The organism is Pseudoalteromonas sp. KS88, assembly GCF_004766475.1.
GTDB lineage: Bacteria > Pseudomonadota > Gammaproteobacteria > Enterobacterales > Alteromonadaceae > Pseudoalteromonas.
On sequence record NZ_PYHV01000004.1, the window covers coordinates 87378 to 106023 of the forward strand.

At 40.6% G+C, this 18646-nt stretch carries 20 protein-coding genes and 1 riboswitch; of the genes, 16 read left to right on the forward strand and 4 right to left on the reverse strand.

Annotated features, from left to right (window positions below; all coding sequences use genetic code 11):
* Positions 1-865 precede the first annotated feature (865 nt).
* Complete coding sequence (locus tag C7Y70_RS01570) at positions 866-1105, forward strand: helix-turn-helix transcriptional regulator (protein ID WP_058560149.1); 240 nt, start codon at positions 866-868, stop codon at positions 1103-1105.
* Positions 1106-1151: 46 nt separating this feature from the next.
* Here the strand turns inward: C7Y70_RS01570 and C7Y70_RS01575 are convergent, their stop codons facing one another.
* Genes C7Y70_RS01575 through C7Y70_RS01590 form a run of 4 tightly spaced genes read right to left on the reverse strand, consistent with a single transcriptional unit; the run spans position 1152 to position 4921 of the window.
* On the reverse strand, positions 1152-2534 hold the full coding sequence (locus C7Y70_RS01575) for an MFS transporter (protein WP_135473139.1): 1383 nt from the start codon (positions 2532-2534) through the stop codon (positions 1152-1154).
* A gap of 58 nt (positions 2535-2592) precedes the next feature.
* Positions 2593-3213, reverse strand: a complete 621-nt coding sequence (locus C7Y70_RS01580) for a peptidylprolyl isomerase (protein ID WP_099294887.1) — start codon at positions 3211-3213, stop codon at positions 2593-2595.
* A gap of 2 nt (positions 3214-3215) precedes the next feature.
* On the reverse strand, positions 3216-3770 hold the full coding sequence (locus tag C7Y70_RS01585; protein WP_099294886.1) for a YajG family lipoprotein: 555 nt from the start codon (positions 3768-3770) through the stop codon (positions 3216-3218).
* 2 nt (positions 3771-3772) lie between these two features.
* Positions 3773-4921, reverse strand: coding sequence for a methyltransferase (locus tag C7Y70_RS01590; RefSeq protein WP_135473230.1), 1149 nt, complete (start codon positions 4919-4921; stop codon positions 3773-3775).
* A 42-nt stretch (positions 4922-4963) separates the two neighbouring features.
* On the opposite strand from C7Y70_RS01590, the gene C7Y70_RS01595 reads away from it, so the two are divergent.
* The 15 genes from C7Y70_RS01595 (at position 4964) to cobT (ending at position 18644) form a co-directional block, all read left to right on the forward strand.
* Positions 4964-5560, forward strand: coding sequence for an alpha-ketoglutarate-dependent dioxygenase AlkB (locus tag C7Y70_RS01595; RefSeq protein WP_135473140.1), 597 nt, complete (start codon positions 4964-4966; stop codon positions 5558-5560).
* Positions 5561-5634: 74 nt separating this feature from the next.
* Positions 5635-5946 carry a BolA family protein gene (locus C7Y70_RS01600; protein WP_099294884.1) on the forward strand — a complete coding sequence of 104 codons (312 nt, stop codon included), beginning with the start codon at positions 5635-5637 and terminating at the stop codon, positions 5944-5946.
* A 100-nt stretch (positions 5947-6046) separates the two neighbouring features.
* On the forward strand, positions 6047-7240 hold the full coding sequence (gene fabV, locus C7Y70_RS01605) for an enoyl-ACP reductase FabV (RefSeq protein ID WP_099294883.1): 1194 nt from the start codon (positions 6047-6049) through the stop codon (positions 7238-7240).
* Positions 7241-7620: 380 nt separating this feature from the next.
* Entirely contained in the window at positions 7621-8964 is a 1344-nt protein-coding gene (locus C7Y70_RS01610) for a Na(+)-translocating NADH-quinone reductase subunit A (RefSeq protein WP_099295067.1), read from the forward strand.
* A gap of 4 nt (positions 8965-8968) precedes the next feature.
* Positions 8969-10171, forward strand: coding sequence for an NADH:ubiquinone reductase (Na(+)-transporting) subunit B (locus C7Y70_RS01615; RefSeq protein ID WP_099294882.1), 1203 nt, complete (start codon positions 8969-8971; stop codon positions 10169-10171).
* Complete coding sequence (locus C7Y70_RS01620; RefSeq protein ID WP_135473141.1) at positions 10164-10916, forward strand: Na(+)-translocating NADH-quinone reductase subunit C; 753 nt, start codon at positions 10164-10166, stop codon at positions 10914-10916. The genes C7Y70_RS01615 and C7Y70_RS01620 overlap by 8 nt, the downstream gene beginning before the upstream one ends.
* A complete protein-coding gene (locus tag C7Y70_RS01625) occupies positions 10916-11548 on the forward strand; it encodes an NADH:ubiquinone reductase (Na(+)-transporting) subunit D (protein WP_099294880.1) in 633 nt (210 codons plus the stop codon). Before C7Y70_RS01620 ends, C7Y70_RS01625 begins: the two co-directional genes overlap by 1 nt.
* Positions 11549-11558: 10 nt before the next feature.
* Positions 11559-12167 (forward strand): NADH:ubiquinone reductase (Na(+)-transporting) subunit E, encoded by a 609-nt coding sequence (gene nqrE, locus C7Y70_RS01630; RefSeq protein ID WP_058560140.1) that lies wholly within the window; start codon positions 11559-11561, stop codon positions 12165-12167.
* A gap of 19 nt (positions 12168-12186) precedes the next feature.
* Entirely contained in the window at positions 12187-13416 is a 1230-nt protein-coding gene (gene nqrF / locus C7Y70_RS01635; RefSeq protein ID WP_099294879.1) for an NADH:ubiquinone reductase (Na(+)-transporting) subunit F, read from the forward strand.
* Positions 13417-13512: 96 nt separating this feature from the next.
* A complete protein-coding gene (locus C7Y70_RS01640) occupies positions 13513-14544 on the forward strand; it encodes an FAD:protein FMN transferase (protein WP_135473142.1) in 1032 nt (343 codons plus the stop codon).
* Positions 14545-14625: 81 nt separating this feature from the next.
* Positions 14626-14838, forward strand: coding sequence for a (Na+)-NQR maturation NqrM (gene nqrM / locus C7Y70_RS01645; RefSeq protein ID WP_135473143.1), 213 nt, complete (start codon positions 14626-14628; stop codon positions 14836-14838).
* Between the two features lie 65 nt (positions 14839-14903).
* Entirely contained in the window at positions 14904-15521 is a 618-nt protein-coding gene (locus C7Y70_RS01650) for a histidine phosphatase family protein (protein ID WP_135473144.1), read from the forward strand.
* 27 nt (positions 15522-15548) lie between these two features.
* Positions 15549-15680: riboswitch (cobalamin riboswitch) on the forward strand.
* Positions 15681-15767: 87 nt separating this feature from the next.
* Positions 15768-16589, forward strand: a complete 822-nt coding sequence (locus C7Y70_RS01655) for an ABC transporter ATP-binding protein (protein ID WP_135473145.1) — start codon at positions 15768-15770, stop codon at positions 16587-16589.
* Entirely contained in the window at positions 16573-17583 is a 1011-nt protein-coding gene (locus C7Y70_RS01660; protein WP_210114649.1) for an iron ABC transporter permease, read from the forward strand. The genes C7Y70_RS01655 and C7Y70_RS01660 overlap by 17 nt, the downstream gene beginning before the upstream one ends.
* A complete protein-coding gene (gene cobT, locus C7Y70_RS01665) occupies positions 17583-18644 on the forward strand; it encodes a nicotinate-nucleotide--dimethylbenzimidazole phosphoribosyltransferase (protein WP_135473147.1) in 1062 nt (353 codons plus the stop codon). The genes C7Y70_RS01660 and cobT overlap by 1 nt, the downstream gene beginning before the upstream one ends.
* The last annotated feature ends 2 nt before the right edge of the window (positions 18645-18646 follow it).

The window sequence follows — 18646 nt, forward strand, 5'->3', positions numbered from 1 at the left end:
CTGGAGATAGATTTATTATCTAGAGTTCAGGTTAACTAGCGTTGTTTTGCGTAAATGTATGTTCATTGGGGGATGTTGAGCTGTAAATTGTTGTGAATAACAATATAGTGTTAGTCAAAATTTAAAACGATGTATTTACCTAAAGCGATTAATACAAATAGAGGACGAATGAAAAAAGTCCTAACAATTGTTTATATATTCAGCATTGCACCAAATCTTTAAAAATTTAAATTAATAGTATTAGAGTCTAAAGGGGCATAAACCCAAACGAAATGCTCATTTTGAATAGTTAACCTAAAGACTCTAAGCTCTTTGCCTGCTTATTTTATTGTGTGAAAAAGCACCTTTTAGTATTAAAAACCCCCATTTCTAATTTTGTGTGACTTGAATCATTAGAATAAAAAAGCCTAAGACAAGGGCTGAAAACGCTAAAATGTATATAAAGCCTTTTTTACCTTGTTTAATAGGGACGCCATTTTGCTTAAGAAAAAAGTACCAAATAATGCAAAGTATGACAGGTAATAAAAAGAGTAATCTAAACATAATTCCCTCAATTGGTTGAAACGTGTTCTTTTTCAATTTTAACTTATTGATTTTTAATTTAAAAAAAATTCATCGCAAAGTGAGTTTAAAAAAATAAATTATTTGATACATTAGGGGTATTCAAATAATTTAATATTTTATTTGTTGTTCTATTAACAATAGCTATTTTCATTCGTTAACTTTTAGTTTACCTTTTAGGTGTGCTCAAAGTTTTTTATTTCACATGCTTTTATATAGTATATAATGTATCCAAGAGTGAGACGGGCAAAATTTCATTCTTATTTTAATTTAACTCTAAATCATCTAGTAGGAGATGTTTTTTATGATGGGTAAAACAGTTTCTTCTGAAGAAAACTCAAAATTGACCAAGTGGCTTAAAGTAAAACGTCATGAGAAAGGCCATACAATGCGTAGCCTTGCACAGGTATTAGGTACACCGCATTCTTTTATTGGTAAAATTGAAAATCAAGAACGTCGTTTAGATGTGATTGAGTTTTTACGCTATTGCGATGCATTAGAAGTAGACCCGTATGAAGGTCTAGGCTTGTTAAAAGAAGATTAATCCGTTAATCATTTTTTTTGCTAGTGCAAGGAAGCGCTTTCACACTTTACTTATTATTGTGATAGCTATTTTCAAGCTCATAAAGCTTATGCCTAATGACATATAAAAATATCAAGGACGGTAGTACCATTAACGCAGTTAGAATAAAGAATAAAGACCAGTTCCCACCTAGCCAGTCATCTATCACCACCCCACTGTAACTTGAAAGTAGAGTTCGTCCTAAATTACCCAATGAGGCTAATAATGCATAATGTGTAGCGCTAAATGCACGATCACACAACATAGAAATAAACGCAACCATAGCAACTAAAGACCATGCTTGTGTAAAACCATCTACCACAATTGCCATCGCATACAAATGCTCCTTGGGACCTGCAAGAGCTATCCATGAGAACATTAAGTTGGATGCAGCCATTGCTACGCCACTAATAAACAAACCTTTAACAATACCGTACTTGTGATTAAATATACTCCCTAAAAATGCGAATATTATGGTGATTAGCCCTGTGCCTAGTTTTGAGTAATTGGCAATTTGAGTATTTGAGAAGCCGACCTCTTTATAAAATACAATCGACATACGTGCTAAGAAAGCTTCACCAATTTTAAATAGGAATATAAAGGCAAGCAGCGCTAAAGCTGTTTTTACGCCGTTTCGCGCGAAGAACGTCTTAAAAGGGTCTAAAACAGTTACAGCTAGCCAAGCAACGACTTTTGCTGATTGTGAGTCAGTGGCATTGCTAGCAAGCTTTGCTTGATAGATACGCTCTAACTCTTCGTGGACAGCTTCACGATTTGAAACCGGCTCTTTTGCCCAAAAAACACAACTCATTAGTAGTAGCATCAAACCCGCTAGAAAATAATAAACTTGTGGCCAACCAACGCTGGGAATATCCGCCATATAAAAAGGAATAGCGCCCAGTAATGCATAACCGCTCCACCAACCCGAAGTCGCCATTGCAGCAGCAGCTGTGGCTTTATGGCTTTCGTTCTCCTCGAGAGTATCAATCCTAAACGCATCGATGGCAATATCTTGCGTGGCTGATGCAATAGCAATTAATAAGCATAATGCAGCAGCGATGGCTAAATGTGCTGTTATATCTAAACCGGCTAGTAAAAGCACACCCAATAAGATAAAGCTTTGGCAAAAGAGTATCCAGCTACGGCGCTGGCCAAGCCATTTATACAACAAGGGCAATTTGATGCGATCAACTAAAGGAGACCATAAAAAGTTGATGCTGTAAGCACCAAATACGATGCCAAATAGGCCAATCATACTGCGGCTCAAACCTTCGTCTTTTAGCCACGCAGACATAACTGAGCCAATCAATACCCATGGAAAACCACTGCTCATACCAAATATGAAAACGTTAATTAAGCGTTTGTCTTTAAAGTAAGAAAAATATTCAGTAATTGATAAGTTGTTTTTCATAGCGCCTTCATTGGCAAAGAGGGATACGAGGGGCTTTATTTTTAAGCCCCCATAAATACTATAACGGAGTCGGTTCTAATACTGCCATATTTAAAATTACAACGGGGGTTTTAGGCACAAAATCGTACCCAATCTTTTCGTTAAACCCAGTCTCTACCTGCATGATTTTATCTAAGGTTTCATATCCGTCCATTACCATCCCAAATACCGCAAAGCCCCATTCACGGCCTGGGTTAAGGTGGTCATTATCATCCATATTAAAAAAGAACTGGCGAGTACCCGAGTGTGGTTGACGGTCTTGATAGGCCATAGCAATACTATACATATCATTTTTTGAGCCATTGCCACTTTCGTTAAATATAGGATCGCCTTCGTAAACGCCATCGTATTCTTTGTCGTAACCTCCGCCTTGTATTACAAAGTCACGCTCGTTTTCAATATCGCGTTCAACACGGTGAAATACGGTACCATTGTAGCTGCCATCCATTACATACGTTAAAAAGTTATTGACCGTAATAGGGGCTTTAGAGCGATCCATTTCAACGATGATCTTACCCATTGTTGTACTGATTTCCACTCGTGGGAACATATTGTTTTTTTGTACAAAACGCCCTTCAGTTGCAGCGGTTATGTTTTGGCTAATAAATAATAATGCAAAAAATAAAAAAATACGTTTCATATTTAACCTTCTAAAAATGCTAACAATTCTGGATCTGATACCATGCGTGTTATTAACTGCTCAGTCAACTTATTGAGTTGACCTTCAATTTTTGCTCTGTCGTGACCAAGCGGCGCTTCTAGACTGGCATTGCCACGGTACGTTTTACTAAAGTTGCTGGTACTTTTAATGACGCGCAGACCCAACTCGATTTTTGCGTCACTGGTGTGAGTTAGCATTTTTTCAATAACTACGGCCTGAAGTGTGTGAATATCAACCTCAAATCGTGTCGTTGCTAGATTAGATATACTGGCGCCGTTTCGACTTAACGCACTATCGATCACACTTTTTATTGATTCTGTTAAGCCTTGGCTCGCAATTGTTTGTGTTTTATCGTCGTTTATTAATTTAAGTGTGGCGCTGTCGCCCCTTAAGTCGATTACACTGGTGTTCAAGCTTTGGCTAATTGAGCTTATTTTTCCACCTTGGTATGAAGGGTTGAGAATCAATTGATTAGGTTGGCTACTACATCCGCCAAGGGCTAATAAAATACAGCAAGGTAATAGGTAGTTTTTCATCGTTATAGCATCCCATTATTTTTAGTTGCACTTAAAACAACAAACTTTTTATTTGAGCCAAGTAACTGGCAATTGCCAAACATGCGCTTTAGTTTGTCATGATAGTCTAAATGACGGTTTCCAATAATACGTAATTCTCCACCATTCTTTAAGGTGTCTTTAGCTTGTTTAAACATCTGCCATGCAATATGGTCTGTGACGGCTTGTGCTTGGTGAAAAGGCGGATTACATAAAACTACATCAACACTTTCACGCTTAAAACCAGTTAAACAATCATTTTCGATAAATGAACATTGCTCAAATTTATCTTCCATATTGAGCTCAATATTTAGTCGTGCTGACTCAACCGCCATGTATGACTCGTCAATAAATGTCATTTCAGCATTGGGACAGCGCGATAAGGTCATTAAACCAACAACACCATTACCACAGCCTAGATCAATAATTTTTTTTGTTTTAGTAGTTTGAGGTAAATAGTTAAAAAAGAACCTTGCACCAATATCTAAAGAGTCTCGAGAAAACACATTTGCATGATTACTAATTGTATAGTCAGTGCCTTCCAGCGGCCAATTAACGGGAAAGTCTGCCGCTTTGTATCCACCCTGAGCACTGCTGATTATTAAACGAGATTTTTTTACTGCTAAGCTGGTTTTCGTTTCGCCAATATATTGCTCAAAGGCTTTAATCGTCGAATTATGAATATCTTTGGTTTTACCCGCTGCGATGACAGGCGTTCCTGGCTTAAGTACTTCACTTAACTCTGAAAGTTGGTATTGCAGAAAACCAAGCGTGCGGGGTACTTTTAAAATAACTAAATCAATGTCATCAGGCAATGCTGATAAGCTATCGAGCTGACTAAATGAATGGGTCGAGACTTTGTTTTCAGCTAAATTGTATGCAGCAGCTTGATGACTAATGTAAGAGTCATTAACTGAACAAGCTGTTAACCCTTGTTTAGAAAAGTAACACGATAAAGCACCAAAGCTATCATTAAAAATTAGTAAAGAGCGACAACTAGGATAATGTTCAGTAACATAGTCAATAAGGTATTCGTCAGCTGAATCCCAAGCTTGAAGGCTACGGTTTTTTTGATCTAAAGGAAAACGTTCTAGAGTAAAGGTTGTTTCGCCGAGCTGTGCTTGCGTTGTCATAATAGTTAAGTGATCAGAATCAAATGATAGGTAAATTCTAACATGCAACGGCCAAACGCCAACCCCCAACAGCTACCAAATGGCTTTTCTTATCAAAGAAGTGCCCTCAGTGGACAAAAAAGTCTCGATTTATTTTATTATTTACAGCAAAACCTACCATGGCAACAGCCAGTAACGACGGTTTATGGAAAGACGGGGCCTATTCCAAGGCTACAATGCTTTATTAGTGATAGTAATATTGAATATGGATATTCGCAGAGCAAATTAACGGTAGAGCCGTGGCCAGATATGCTATTGGCTATGCGAAAACGATTAGAGCGCCATTTACAGCAGCCTTTTAACTCTTTATTGATTAATTACTATCGTGATGGCTATGACACGATGGGGTGGCACAGTGATGATGAAATTGAGCTTGGCGCACAACCCACCATAGTATGTATTTCTCTTGGCGCAGAGCGAGCGTTAAAAATAAAAAATAAAGCGAGTAATAAAGTGAGTGAAATAAAATTACACAGTGGTAGTTGTTTAGTTATGCATGGTGATAGTCAGCGTGATTACCAACATGCAATTGCTAAAAAAACGACATTAATTCATCCCCGTATAAGTTTAACTTTTAGATATATAAAGCAAACTCGTTAACTGTAATTTCGTTAGCCAAGGCGCTTTACAACTTGATATAGTAGAGAGATAAATTAGTTATGAGTGGGTCCTTTATGTCAATGCAAGAACAAATACAAAGCAAAATCGCAGATGCAATAGCTTGTAAGCACCTCAATGTAGTCAATGAAAGCCATATGCACAGCCGTGGTGAAGATTCACACTTTAAAGTGATTGTTGTTAGTGAAGAGTTTAGCGCAATGCGCTTATTGCAGCGACATCGAAAAATTAATGAAGTGTTAAAAGATGAATTAGCAAATCACATTCATGCATTAGCAATTCACACATTTACACCCGAAGAATTCAGTGAGCAAAGTGGTCAGATTGCTGACTCGCCAAGTTGTTTAGGTGGTTCTAAATTAGATTAATGGTCAGGTTTGACAGTTAATGTTACTGATCAGACCTGTGTTTTTACAATTAGCCTTTAAACTAGCGCTAATTTTTATTGAGATAGATATAGGATGATCAATGGTCATTAAGCCTAAAATTCGCGGATTTATCTGTACAAACGCCCACCCTGTTGGCTGTGCAGAGCATGTACAAGAACAAATTAACTATGTAAAACAACAAGGAGCATTAAAAAATGCACCTAAAAATGTATTAGTTATAGGTGCGTCTACAGGCTATGGTCTAGCGTCACGCATTACAGCTGCGTTTGGCGGTGGTGCCAAAACCCTCGGTATTTTCTTTGAAAAAGAAGGTACTGAGCGCAAGACGGGTTCTGCAGGTTGGTACAACACAGCTGCATTTCAAAATGCGGCGGACGAAGCGGGTCTTTGGTCTAAAAATATTAATGGCGATGCGTTCTCAAACGAAATAAAGCAAAAAGCGATTGATACAATTAAAGCGGACTTAGGTAAAGTTGATTTAGTAATATACAGCCTTGCTTCACCTCGTCGTACAGATCCAAATACCGGTGAAACTTACTCTTCTACGCTTAAACCAATTGGCGATGCAGTAACAACTAAAAACCTTAATACGTCAAAGCGTGAAATTGACGAGATTACAGTCGAAGCGGCAAACCAAGATGATATCGATAACACCATCAAAGTGATGGGCGGTGAAGATTGGGAAATGTGGATTGATGCACTTAAAGAAGCCGACGTACTAGCTGATAATTTCAAGACCAGTGCTTATACCTACATTGGTAAAGAGCTAACATGGCCAATTTACGGTCACGCCACAATTGGTAAAGCAAAAGAAGACTTAGATCGTGCAACCGTGGCTATTAAAGAGTCTACCAAAGCATTAAACGGTGAAGCGTATGTCTCTTCACTTAATGCGGTTGTTACCCAAGCAAGCTCTGCAATCCCAATTATGCCACTTTATATTTCAGCATTATTTAAAGTGATGAAAGCAGATGGCACCTATGAAGGTACGATTGAGCAGATTCACGCTTTATTTACTGAGAATCTATATGGTGATTCACCACGCTTTGATGATGGTGGGCATTTATTCCAAAACTACAAAGAGTTGGAAGATGATGTTCAAGCACGCATTCAAACAGTGTGGGACAGTGTAACCACAGAAACAATCGATGAGTTAACAGATTATGTTGGTTACCATAATGAGTTCTTACGCTTATTTGGGTTTGGTATCGACAGCGTTGATTACGACCAAGATGTAGAGTCTGTTGCACATATAACGAACATGATTGACTAATCTGTTCGTTAATTAAAAAAGTCGCTACGGCGACTTTTTTAATGCCTGTATTTTATTGTTAGGTTTATTTACAGCGATTTACCGTTTAATTCTCATCCTCACTCGCGAGCAATTGCACTTTGGTCTATATTGAATTTTATTCAAATGTGACTATTGAGCTAAATTACTGCTCCTGTCGTATAAATTTCATATTTCCACTCGCATAGTGACCCTGATTGATGTTAAAATTCGGGCAATATATGTGAGGAGTTTTACTGCGTTGCTTGTTTTGTATCTTAAACAGGCAGTTCTTTGATATCTTGAATTTGCTTGGTAATCAAAATGGCGACGTGGTTGGTACGATTTTTCAGTTTCTTTCCGTTAATGTAGTGCAAGTGCGTATGATCAACATAAAAAAAGGTCTGGACTTACCCATAGAGGGCGCACCTCAGCAAGTTATTCATGATGGCTCTGCCGTCAAACGTGTAGCTGTGCTAGGTGAAGAGTTTATTGGTATGCGTCCAACCATGCATGTTCGTGTGGATGACCAAGTCAAAAAAGGCCAGGTACTTTTTGAAGATAAAAAGAACCCAGGCGTATTATTTACTGCCCCAGCTGCTGGTACAGTAAAAGAAATTAATCGTGGTGCAAAACGTGTGCTGCAATCTGTTGTTATTGAAATAAACGGCAGTGAGCAAATCACCTTTGACTCTTTCAAGGCCGATGATCTTCCTAGCATCGACCGTGAGAAAGCCAAAGAAGTACTTATCCAGTCAGGTCAGTGGACGGCACTTCGTGTCCGCCCATTCAGCAAAGTAGCTGCTGTGGATGCAAATCCTAGCTCTATTTTTGTGACGGCTATCGACACAAACCCTTTAGCTGCAGATCCTGCGGTTATAATTGCCGAGAATGCGCAAGCATTTGAAGCGGGTCTTGCTGTGGTATCTCGTTTGACTGACGGGAAAGTATTTGTTTGTAAACAAGCAGGTAGCCAAGTGCCTAGTTCATCAATTGCTCAAGTAGAAGTACATGAGTTTGGTGGCGTACATCCGGCTGGCCTTGTTGGCACACATATCCATCACTTAGACGCTGTTTCTGCCAGCAAACAAGTTTGGCATATCGGTTACCAAGACGTTATTGCGTATGGTCACCTATTCCTTACTGGTGAAATCAGCACAGACCGTGTTATTTCTCTAGCGGGTCCTCGCGTTAAGAACCCTCGTTTAGTGAAAACTCAACTAGGTGCTTCGCTGGACGATTTAGTAGCGGGTGAATTAGAAGACGGCGATAACCGTGTTATCTCTGGTTCTGTTTTATCTGGTTCTACTTCTGCCGGTCCTCAAGCGTTTTTAGGTCGTTACCATGTTCAAGTATCTGTTTTACTTGAAGGTCGCGAAAAAGAACTGTTTGGTTGGATTCGCCCAGGTAGTGATAAATTCTCTGTAACACGCACTTTCTTGTCTCACCTTACACCAAGTCGTTTATTTAAAATGACTACGTCTACAGGTGGTTCAAAGCGTGCCATGGTGCCAATGGGTAACTATGAGCGTGTTATGCCGTTAGATATTCTTCCAACGCCTTTATTACGTGATCTAATTTCTCGTGATTTAGACGGTGCAATCACATTAGGTGCACTTGAGCTTGATGAAGAAGATTTAGCGTTATGTACCTTCGTTTGTCCAGGTAAATACGAGTATGGTTCAATCCTACGCGATTGCTTGACTACAATCGAGAAAGAGGGCTAGAGAGATGGGTTTAAAGAAATTTCTTGAAGATATCGAGCCGCATTTTGAAGCCGGTGGTAAACATGAAAAGTGGTATGCCCTGTATGAAGCAGCAGCAACTATTTTTTACACACCTGGTTATGTAAATAAAGGCGCGACACACGTACGCGATAACATCGACCTAAAACGCATGATGATTTTAGTGTGGATGGCAACATTCCCAGCGATGTTTTTTGGTATGTTCAATATCGGTCATCAGGCCGCCGGTGCATTAGCGCAAGGTTTTGAACTAGCAAATTCTTGGCAAGTTGGTCTGTTCCAGATGTTTGGTGGTACGTTAACCGCTGAATCTGGCTGGGGCGCTAAGATGTTCTACGGGGCATGTTTCTTCTTGCCTATATACGCAGTGACATTTGCCGTGGGTGGTTTTTGGGAAGTGTTGTTCGCTTCAGTGCGTAAGCATGAAGTTAACGAAGGTTTCTTCGTAACCTCAGTATTGTTTGCACTTATTCTTCCTGCAACTATTCCATTGTGGCAAGTTGCGTTGGGTATCACGTTCGGTGTTGTAATCGCTAAAGAAATCTTTGGTGGTACTGGCCGTAACTTCCTAAACCCTGCGCTTGCTGGTCGTGCGTTTTTATTCTTCGCATACCCTGCACAAATTTCAGGTGACACAGTATGGACAGCAGTCGACTCGTTCTCTGGTGCAACTATGCTAGGTCAAGCGTTTGTTGGTTCTCTTGATTACAGCAACATGGCTCTTTGGTGGGATGCGTTTTACGGTTTCATTCAAGGTTCAGTAGGTGAAACATCTACCCTTGCAGTGATGATCGGTGGCTTGTTCTTAATCTACGTTCGAATTGCTTCATGGCGCATCGTGCTAGGTGTATTCCTAGGTATGGTTGCAACTGCATTCTTATTAAATGCAATTGGTTCAAATACTAACCCTGTATTTGCAATGCCTTGGCATTGGCACTTAGTGTTGGGTGGTTTTGCCTTTGGTATGTTCTTTATGGCGACAGACCCTGTGTCTGCGGCATTTACAGACAAAGCAAAATTCGCATATGGCGCACTGATTGGTGTGATGGTAGTAATGATTCGTGTAGTAAACCCTGCTTTCCCTGAAGGCATGATGCTAGCAATCTTGTTTGCTAACTTATTTGCTCCATTATTCGATCACTTTGTAGTGCAAGCTAATATCAAGCGGAGGTTGGCACGTAATGTCTAGTAATAACGAATCAATCGGCAAAACGCTAACCGTTGTTGTAGCACTATGTTTAGTGTGTGCAATCATCGTATCGTTTGCTTCAGTTCAGCTTCGCCCTTTACAGCAAGCTAACAAAACACAAGATATTCAAAAGAATATCTTGGCAGCAGCAGAAATTGAAAACGCAGGTAGTGTGTCTGAAACATTTAACGCTAAAATTGAAGCGCGTGTTGTAGACATGGATACGGGTGAATTTGTTGAAGGTGCTGATCCAACTACTTTTGATTTTGAGAAAACAAAATTTGACCAAGCTAGAAGCTTTGCGTTGAAAGAAGAGGGCATCAAAGACATCGCGGGTATCCAGCGTATGACTAAGAATTCTCCTGTTTACATCTCGAAAAAAGCAGACGGTACTACCGATGCTATCATTTTACCAATTCAAGGTTACGGCCTTTGGGGTGTAATGTATGGTTTCTTAGCGCTAGAGAATGATGGTGAAACAGTTAAGAACATTAACTTTTTCAAGCATAATGAAACTCCGGGTCTAGGTGGTGAAATCCAAAACCCTCAGTGGACTGCTCAATGGCAAGGTAAAGAGTTACCAATCAACATTGTGAAAAGCGGCGCAACCAATGAGCATCAAATTGATGGTCTATCGGGTGCTACTTTGACGTCTAACGGTGTTGAATACACAGTTGACTTTTGGACTGGCGAAAACGGCTTTGGCCCTTTCCTTGCGAAAGTACGTGAAGGAGCGTTGAAATAATGGCTGATACTAAAGAAATGAAGTCGGTCCTATTCGGCCCGGTATTCGCAAATAACCCAATCGCGCTACAAGTACTTGGTGTTTGTTCTGCGCTTGCAGTTACGTCGAGCTTAAAAAATGCATTAATCATGTCAATCGCATTGACATTGGTTACGGCGTTTTCAAGCTTATTCATCTCTATGATCCGTAACCAGATCCCATCATCTGTGCGTATTATCGTGCAAATGACTATCATCGCATCATTGGTAATCGTTGTTGACCAAGTGTTACAAGCCTTCTCTTATGCTACGGCAAAAGAGTTGTCGGTATTCGTTGGTCTAATTATTACTAACTGTATCGTAATGGGTCGTGCAGAAGCATACGCAATGAAATCACCACCTATCATGTCATTCCTTGATGGCATCGGTAATGGTTTAGGTTATTCAGTAGTGTTACTGACTGTTGGCTTTATTCGTGAACTATTTGGTAAAGGTACATTGTTTGGCGCTGACATCATCCCACTTGTACAGGATGGTGGTTGGTATCAACCTATGGGTCTATTGATTTTACCACCTAGCGCATTCTTCATCATTGGTTTATTCATTTGGGTACTTCGTACTTATAAGAAAGACCAAGTAGAAGCGAAAGGATAAGGGGCAGACAATGGAACATTATATTAGTTTATTCGTAAAAGCGGTTTTCATTGAAAACTTAGCTTTAGCCTTCTTCCTAGGTATGTGTACTTTCCTTGCTGTATCAAAGAAAGTAACAACGTCTATCGGCCTAGGTGTGGCAGTTATCGTGGTATTGGGTATTTCAGTACCAGTTAATAACTTGGTTTACCATGCGGTTCTTGCACCAGGCTCACTTGAGTGGCTTGGTTACCCAGAAGCAGATCTTAGCTTTTTACGTTTCTTAACTTTCATCGGTGTTATCGCAGCATTGGTGCAAATCTTAGAAATGGCATTGGATAAGTTCTTCCCTGCACTCTATAACGCCTTAGGTATCTTCTTACCGTTGATCACAGTTAACTGTGCAATCTTCGGTGCGGTAGCTTTCATGGTAGAGCGTAACTATAACTTCGGTGAATCTGTGGTTTATGGTATTGGTTCTGGTGTAGGTTGGGCGCTAGCAATAACATTACTTGCTGGTATTCGTGAGAAAATGAAGTACTCAGACGTGCCTGACGGCCTTCGTGGTTTAGGTATTACCTTCATCACAGTTGGCTTGATGGGTCTTGGCTTTATGTCATTCTCTGGTATTTCACTTTAATAGGTCGCGAGGATAAATCATGAGTTATGAGATTTTCTTAGGCGTTGGTGTTTTCATCGCTATCGTTGTAATACTTGTTTTAGTCATCATTGGTGCTAAATCTAAGCTAGTTGCAAGCGGTGATATCATTATCGGCGTAAATGGCGATCCAGATAAAGCCATTAAAACATCTGCAGGTAGTAAGCTATTAGGTGCACTATCTGAATCAGGTATTTTCGTTTCATCTGCATGTGGTGGCGGTGGCTCTTGTGGTCAGTGTCGTGTACACATCAAAGAAGGTGGCGGCGATATCTTACCAACAGAGCTTGATCACATTTCTAAAGGCGAGGCCCGTGAAGGTTGTCGCTTAGCGTGTCAGGTAAATGTTAAAACTGACATGGAAATTGAACTTGAAGAGTCAATTTTCGGTGTTAAAAAATGGGATTGTGAAGTTATCTCTAATGATAACAAAGCAACGTTCATTAAAGAACTTGTGCTACAAATTCCAGATGGCGAGTCAGTACCGTTCCGTGCCGGTGGTTATATTCAGATTGAAGCCCCAGCGCATCACGTTAAATATGCTGATTTCGATGTACCAGAAGAGTACCGTGGCGATTGGGATCATTTTGGTTTCTTCAACCTAGAGTCAAAAGTAGACGAAGAAACAATTCGTGCTTACTCAATGGCTAACTATCCGGAAGAAGAGGGCATCATTATGCTTAACGTGCGTATTGCTGCTCCACCGCCAAGAGATTTAAGCTTACCTTGTGGTAAAATGTCATCGTACATTTGGTCACTAAAACAAGGTGATAAAGTAACTATCTCAGGTCCATTTGGTGAGTTCTTTGCAAAAGATACTGACGCTGAAATGGTATTCGTAGGTGGTGGTGCTGGTATGGCGCCAATGCGTTCACATATCTTTGACCAACTTAAACGCTTAAACTCTAAGCGTAAGATGAGCTTTTGGTATGGTGCACGTTCTAAACGTGAAATGTTCTACGTAGAAGACTTTGACGGCCTAGCAGCTGAAAACGACAACTTCGTATGGCATACAGCGCTTTCAGATCCACAACCTGAAGATAACTGGGAAGGCTATACTGGCTTCATCCATAACGTGTTATTTGAGAACTATCTTAAAGATCACGAAGCGCCGGAAGATTGTGAGTTCTACATGTGTGGTCCTCCAATGATGAACGCAGCTGTTATCACAATGTTGAAAGACTTAGGTGTTGAAGACGAAAATATCTTACTAGATGATTTCGGTGGCTAACACTGATACCAAAACACATTAGTTTTGGTTAGAATATCAGCCTCGTAACAATGATTGTTACGAGGCTTTTTTATTTCAAATTTTAAGTAGGCTGCCATGAATAAAGTATTTCACCCGCAGGCATTTGTTGCCTTTTTATTTATTTTTATCACTCTATTCATATCAGGTTGTGGCCAAAGCGATGAGCCTAAAGAGCTCTACCTTGAAGGCCGAACCATGGGCACGACTTATCACATCAAAGCATATGCAAAACAAGATAAGTTAGACTCGCTTAATTTACTCCCTGAAGTTAATCAATTGCTCAAAGATGTAAATCAATCTATGTCGACTTATATCAATGATTCAGAAATAAATAACTTCAATCGCATACCAGCAGGCCAAGTTATGCCGATTAGCACAGATTTTAGAGCGGTTGTAGCAGAGTCTATTCGTTTAGGTGAATCAACAAAAACGTTAGATGTAACCATGGGTCCGTTAATTGATTTATGGGGATTTGGTCCTGATAAAAAACCAACCAAACGTCCAACGGATGAAGCATTAGCTAGCATGGTTGCTAAAATAGGTGTTGATAAACTAAAACTGACTGAGCAGGGTTTAGCAAAAACTATCGATGGCTTAGAGCTTTCGTTTTCCGCGACAGCTAAAGGATATGGTATTGATAAAGTAGCAGAACTACTTGAAAGCCACGGCATAACTGATTACATGGTTGAAATAGGCGGTGAGCTGCGTATTTCTGGTAAAAAGCCGAATGCTAAAGAATGGCGTATCGCTATTGAGCAACCTGACGCCGAGCCGGGTACGCGAAAGGTGCACCGTATTTTAGCGCCAGGTAATAATGGTATGGCTACATCGGGTGATTACCGCATTTTTTATGAAATGGATGGTGTGACTTACAGCCACTTAATTGACCCTGTCACAGGTATGCCAACCCGACATGATTTGGTATCGGTTACTGTATTGCACCCCTCAGCGATGACAGCTGATGGGCTTGCTACTGCATTGACTATTATGGGCATGAATAAAGCCCAAGCCTATGCAGAAAAGAATGACTTAGCGGTCTATCTAATAGCTAAATCGAAGGATGGTTTAGTGACTTATTCGAGCCCAGCATTTAAACCCTATTTGTAGCCAAGCGCAAAGCGGTTTATAATACACACAGCTCAGTATTGATTGAGCGTTATTTTATTGCTGAACAACAGGGGCTAAGCAATGTCACTTTTTCTTCTTACTTTTGGTTTACTAATATTAATTGTCGCAGCAATGGCAATTGGCATGATAATGCAGAAAAAATCTATGGCTAGCAGCTGTGGTGGTCTAGGCTCAGTAGGTATTGATAAAGCCTGCGATTGTGACGATCCATGTGACAAGCGTAAAAAGCGCATGGCAAAAGAGCAGGTTTGGAAAGAAAACCAAATCTTATAAGCTCAAAATTATTTTATAAAAAGCGCCTATTGGCGCTTTTTTTGTCCTTTTTAAAGTGATAATCCATGCAGCCTTTTTCAACTAAAGTGTATTTTTTACGTCACGGTGAGCTTGAGCAGCAAAATGTATTAGCTGGGCGTAGCGACTTTGAGTTGAGCAAAAAGGGGGTTCAGCAGTTAGAAGATGCAGTTGTTGGGCTTTGCGATATCACCACTGTAACAAGCTCTCCCTTGAAGCGTTGTAAACTATTTGCTCAACAGCTAGCAAATACTCGCCAACTCCCACTCAATATAGACAGTACAATTGCAGAGTATGATTTTGGTGATTGGGATGGGCAAAGCTTTGAAGCACTTTGGCAGCAAGCCTGCTCACCGACAATTGGGGACTTTTGGCAAAACCCTTGGCAAATTACTCCGCCTAATGGCGAGCCAATGAGCGTGTTTTATAACCGAGTTGAAACGTGGTGGCAGCAATTGTTAGCGACAATAACGACACAAAATCCAGGTGCACATTTAGTAATAACCCACGCTGGCGTTATTAAACAAATATTAGCATTTGTTTGTCAGCTCCCGCGTGAATCTCTTATTAGCCAAAATGTGTTTTCAATCCCTTATGCTGGTCTGATTTGTGTTGATGTTTTCATTGATGAACAAGGTGAAGCTTGGCCTAAAATTGTTTTTTAGTGTGATTTTAGCCATCTAGAAAGATATTAATTGAAATATAAACTCACCCGCCCATAATAGGGGGGTATTTAGGAATGAGGTGAAAATCCTCAGCTGTTCCCGCAACTGTAAGCCACATTAGTGATAAGTCAGATACTAAATGCGTTTAATATTTTTGATTCATTGAGCGGGTAAACTCACTTATTTCACATGCATTTTGCGTGTGTCTATTGTATTGGGTTTTGCGCATGCTAGCAGAGATTAACATTGCAGACACCAATACCACTTCTTACAGTCAATAAACTATCTTGGGCTGTTGCTAATATACCCATTTTAAAAAATATAAATATCAGCATCGATCAAGGTAAATTTATAGGATTACTTGGACCAAATGGGGCAGGTAAATCGAGTTTATTGCGTTGTCTTTATCGGTTTAATAAACCAACATGTGGCCAAGTGCTTCTTGGGTCACATGATATTTGGCAATTAAGTGCTGACGATTTTGCCAAGCGAGTTGCAGTAGTTTTGCAAGAAACCCCCTCGCAATTTAATTTATCTTTGTATGATGTAGTGAGTCTAGGGTTAACCCCGCATAAGCGCCTTTTTAGTGGCACTACAAATAAAGATAAGCAGCTAATTCACCAAGCGATTGAGCAAGTAAGTTTAACAGAGCATGCTAACCAAACATTCGATTCGCTCTCTGGTGGTGAAAAACAGCGAGCTTTAATAGCGCGTGCCATAGTGCAAAGGCCGCAGCTTTTGATCATGGATGAGCCAACCAGTCACCTTGATGTAAAATATCAAATTCAATTAATGGAATTAGCTAAATCACTCGGTGTCACTGTGTTGGCATCGTTTCATGATTTAAATTTAGCGGCCAGCATGTGTGATGAGCTATTAGTGATAGATCACGGCGAAATAGTGGCATCTGGCACACCTGAGCAGGTTATAACAGAGAAAATGCTCAGCGATGTATTTGGTGTGTGCGCGCAAATTACTATGCATCCGCAAAGTAAAGCGCAATCCATTCCGCATATAACGTATTTTTATGGTTATCAATCAGGAGAGCATCATGCCACTGAAAAATAACCTAGCATTATTGCTAACCCTCGTGTTAAGCATGCTCAGTATTTTTGCAGCGTTGAGCTTTGGTGCAGCCCCCAGCAAGTTTATTGATGTTTACTACAGTGTAATTGGACAGTGGTTTGGCCAAGGGAGTGATTCCTTTCTGGAGCGAATCATTTGGCAGTTACGTTTTCCACGTACTTTATTAGCATTCCTAGCTGGCTCAGGACTCGCTATTGCAGGGCTGATTTTACAAACTGTAACCCGCAACCCGCTAGCGGATCCTTATTTGTTTGGCATTTCATCAGGCGCTTCCTTCGGCGTGGTCTGCTTTATCACGTTTACGGGTATTAGTGCAGGTTTTTCAATGTCGTTAGCAGCCTTTGTTGGCAGTATGCTGACCATGGTGCTGCTAGTATTTATCGCTGGACGAAAAGGCTCAGGCCAAGTAGAGACTATGCTATTAGCTGGGGTGGCATTGTCATTTTTATTTAGTGCGTTTACTAGTCTGCTGCTTTATTTTAGCGATCCACAAGCGATCACCGCGATTTTATTTTGGACGTTGGGAAGTTTTGCTCGTGCGCAATGGCAAGCTCTTTGGTTGCCAGCTTTAGTCATCATCAGCTGTATGGTTTTATTAATGAGTTTTAGGCGTCAACTCAATGCCATGTTGTTAGGTGATGAAAGCGCCGCTACCTTGGGTATTCCTGTGCAGCGCTTTCGCTTATTAATGTTGCTGTTAAGTTCATTGATCACTGCAGTGCTAGTCGCATTATGCGGTGGAATTGGCTTTGTAGGCTTAATGATCCCACACATAGTACGATTTTTTATATCTCAAGGAACCTTAACAGGCCTTGCGATGACAGCACTCGTTGGCGGTACATTTATGGTCTGGGTAGATGTACTCTCGCGTATTGTGATGAGCAACCAAGAACTACCAATCGGGGTGATCACCTCAGCTATCGGCAGTGTGTTCTTTTTATCTTTATTGTGTTTTCGTAAAAAGGTGTATCAATAATGTATTCTATTAAACCACTCAACACGCAATTTGATACGCTGATCAGCGATAAAATAAATCAAAAAACTAAACCGCTTGGCGCACTGGGTCTACTTGAACCACTTGCACAGCAATTGGTAACTATTTTTAGTCAAAACATTGCTACGCAAAATGGTTTTTTAGCTTTTCAACCAGCGATAAACCAGCCCACATTAATCGTGTTTGCGGGCGACCATGGTGTTGCAGCGCAAGGTGTGTCTATTGCCCCTAGTGAAGTTACTGCACAAATGGTCGCTAATTTTGCTGCGGGCGGCGCGGCAATTAATGTGTTTTGCAATCAGCTAGGCTGGCAGCTAGAAGTGGTTGATTGCGGTACTTTAACTAAACTACCTGATGCGGGTGTTCGTGATTGCCGTCTGGGGGATATAACCGAGCCATTGAATCAACAAAGGGCTTTGAGTATCGAGCAGGTACAGCAAGGTTTGAGTAATGCAAAACAACTTGTACTAGAGCTGAAAAAGAGAGGTTGTAATACCCTCGCCTTGGGTGAGATGGGCATAGGCAATACCACCAGTTCAGCCGCTATTATGGCGGCTATGCTTGAACTCCCTGCCAGTGAATGCGTGGGTAAAGGGACTGGTGTAAGTGATGAGGTGGTTGCGCGTAAAGTAAAGGTTGTGGAGCAAGCACTGTTTTTACACAAGACTCAGCTAGATAACCCAGTCACATTACTTGGTGCAGTGGGTGGCTTTGAAATTGTGCATATTGTGGGGGCTATGCTCAGCGCTGCTGAGCAACAAATGGCGGTACTGGTTGATGGTTTTATTTGTACTGCCGCGGCTTTAGTCGCGATAGCAATTAACCCCAATGTAAAAGCCTATTTAATATTTACGCATAGCTCAAATGAGCAAGGCCATAGTAAAATGCTGGCCCATTTAAAGGTTAGGCCTTTGCAGCAACTAGATTTGCGTTTAGGGGAGGGCACCGGCGCTGCATTAAGCTTACCCTTGCTACAGAGTGCACTGGGTTTTTATAACAAAATGGCAAGTTTTGCCGACGCTGCTGTAGATGATGTGGTGTAAGC

What these genes read in the sequence shown, in the direction of transcription:
- C7Y70_RS01570 (WP_058560149.1), top strand. Translation starts at nt 866, where the DNA reads ATGATGGGTAAAACAGTTTCTTCTGAAGAAAACTCAAAATTGACCAAG.
- C7Y70_RS01575 (WP_135473139.1), bottom strand. Translation starts at nt 2,534, where the DNA reads ATGAAAAACAACTTATCAATTACTGAATATTTTTCTTACTTTAAAGAC.
- C7Y70_RS01580 (WP_099294887.1), bottom strand. Translation starts at nt 3,213, where the DNA reads ATGAAACGTATTTTTTTATTTTTTGCATTATTATTTATTAGCCAAAAC.
- C7Y70_RS01585 (WP_099294886.1), bottom strand. Translation starts at nt 3,770, where the DNA reads ATGAAAAACTACCTATTACCTTGCTGTATTTTATTAGCCCTTGGCGGA.
- C7Y70_RS01590 (WP_135473230.1), bottom strand. Translation starts at nt 4,921, where the DNA reads ATGACAACGCAAGCACAGCTCGGCGAAACAACCTTTACTCTAGAACGT.
- C7Y70_RS01595 (WP_135473140.1), top strand. Translation starts at nt 4,964, where the DNA reads ATGCAACGGCCAAACGCCAACCCCCAACAGCTACCAAATGGCTTTTCT.
- C7Y70_RS01600 (WP_099294884.1), top strand. Translation starts at nt 5,635, where the DNA reads ATGTCAATGCAAGAACAAATACAAAGCAAAATCGCAGATGCAATAGCT.
- fabV (WP_099294883.1), top strand. Translation starts at nt 6,047, where the DNA reads ATGGTCATTAAGCCTAAAATTCGCGGATTTATCTGTACAAACGCCCAC.
- C7Y70_RS01610 (WP_099295067.1), top strand. Translation starts at nt 7,621, where the DNA reads ATGATCAACATAAAAAAAGGTCTGGACTTACCCATAGAGGGCGCACCT.
- C7Y70_RS01615 (WP_099294882.1), top strand. Translation starts at nt 8,969, where the DNA reads ATGGGTTTAAAGAAATTTCTTGAAGATATCGAGCCGCATTTTGAAGCC.
- C7Y70_RS01620 (WP_135473141.1), top strand. Translation starts at nt 10,164, where the DNA reads ATGTCTAGTAATAACGAATCAATCGGCAAAACGCTAACCGTTGTTGTA.
- C7Y70_RS01625 (WP_099294880.1), top strand. Translation starts at nt 10,916, where the DNA reads ATGGCTGATACTAAAGAAATGAAGTCGGTCCTATTCGGCCCGGTATTC.
- nqrE (WP_058560140.1), top strand. Translation starts at nt 11,559, where the DNA reads ATGGAACATTATATTAGTTTATTCGTAAAAGCGGTTTTCATTGAAAAC.
- nqrF (WP_099294879.1), top strand. Translation starts at nt 12,187, where the DNA reads ATGAGTTATGAGATTTTCTTAGGCGTTGGTGTTTTCATCGCTATCGTT.
- C7Y70_RS01640 (WP_135473142.1), top strand. Translation starts at nt 13,513, where the DNA reads ATGAATAAAGTATTTCACCCGCAGGCATTTGTTGCCTTTTTATTTATT.
- nqrM (WP_135473143.1), top strand. Translation starts at nt 14,626, where the DNA reads ATGTCACTTTTTCTTCTTACTTTTGGTTTACTAATATTAATTGTCGCA.
- C7Y70_RS01650 (WP_135473144.1), top strand. Translation starts at nt 14,904, where the DNA reads ATGCAGCCTTTTTCAACTAAAGTGTATTTTTTACGTCACGGTGAGCTT.
- C7Y70_RS01660 (WP_210114649.1), top strand. Translation starts at nt 16,573, where the DNA reads ATGCCACTGAAAAATAACCTAGCATTATTGCTAACCCTCGTGTTAAGC.
- cobT (WP_135473147.1), top strand. Translation starts at nt 17,583, where the DNA reads ATGTATTCTATTAAACCACTCAACACGCAATTTGATACGCTGATCAGC.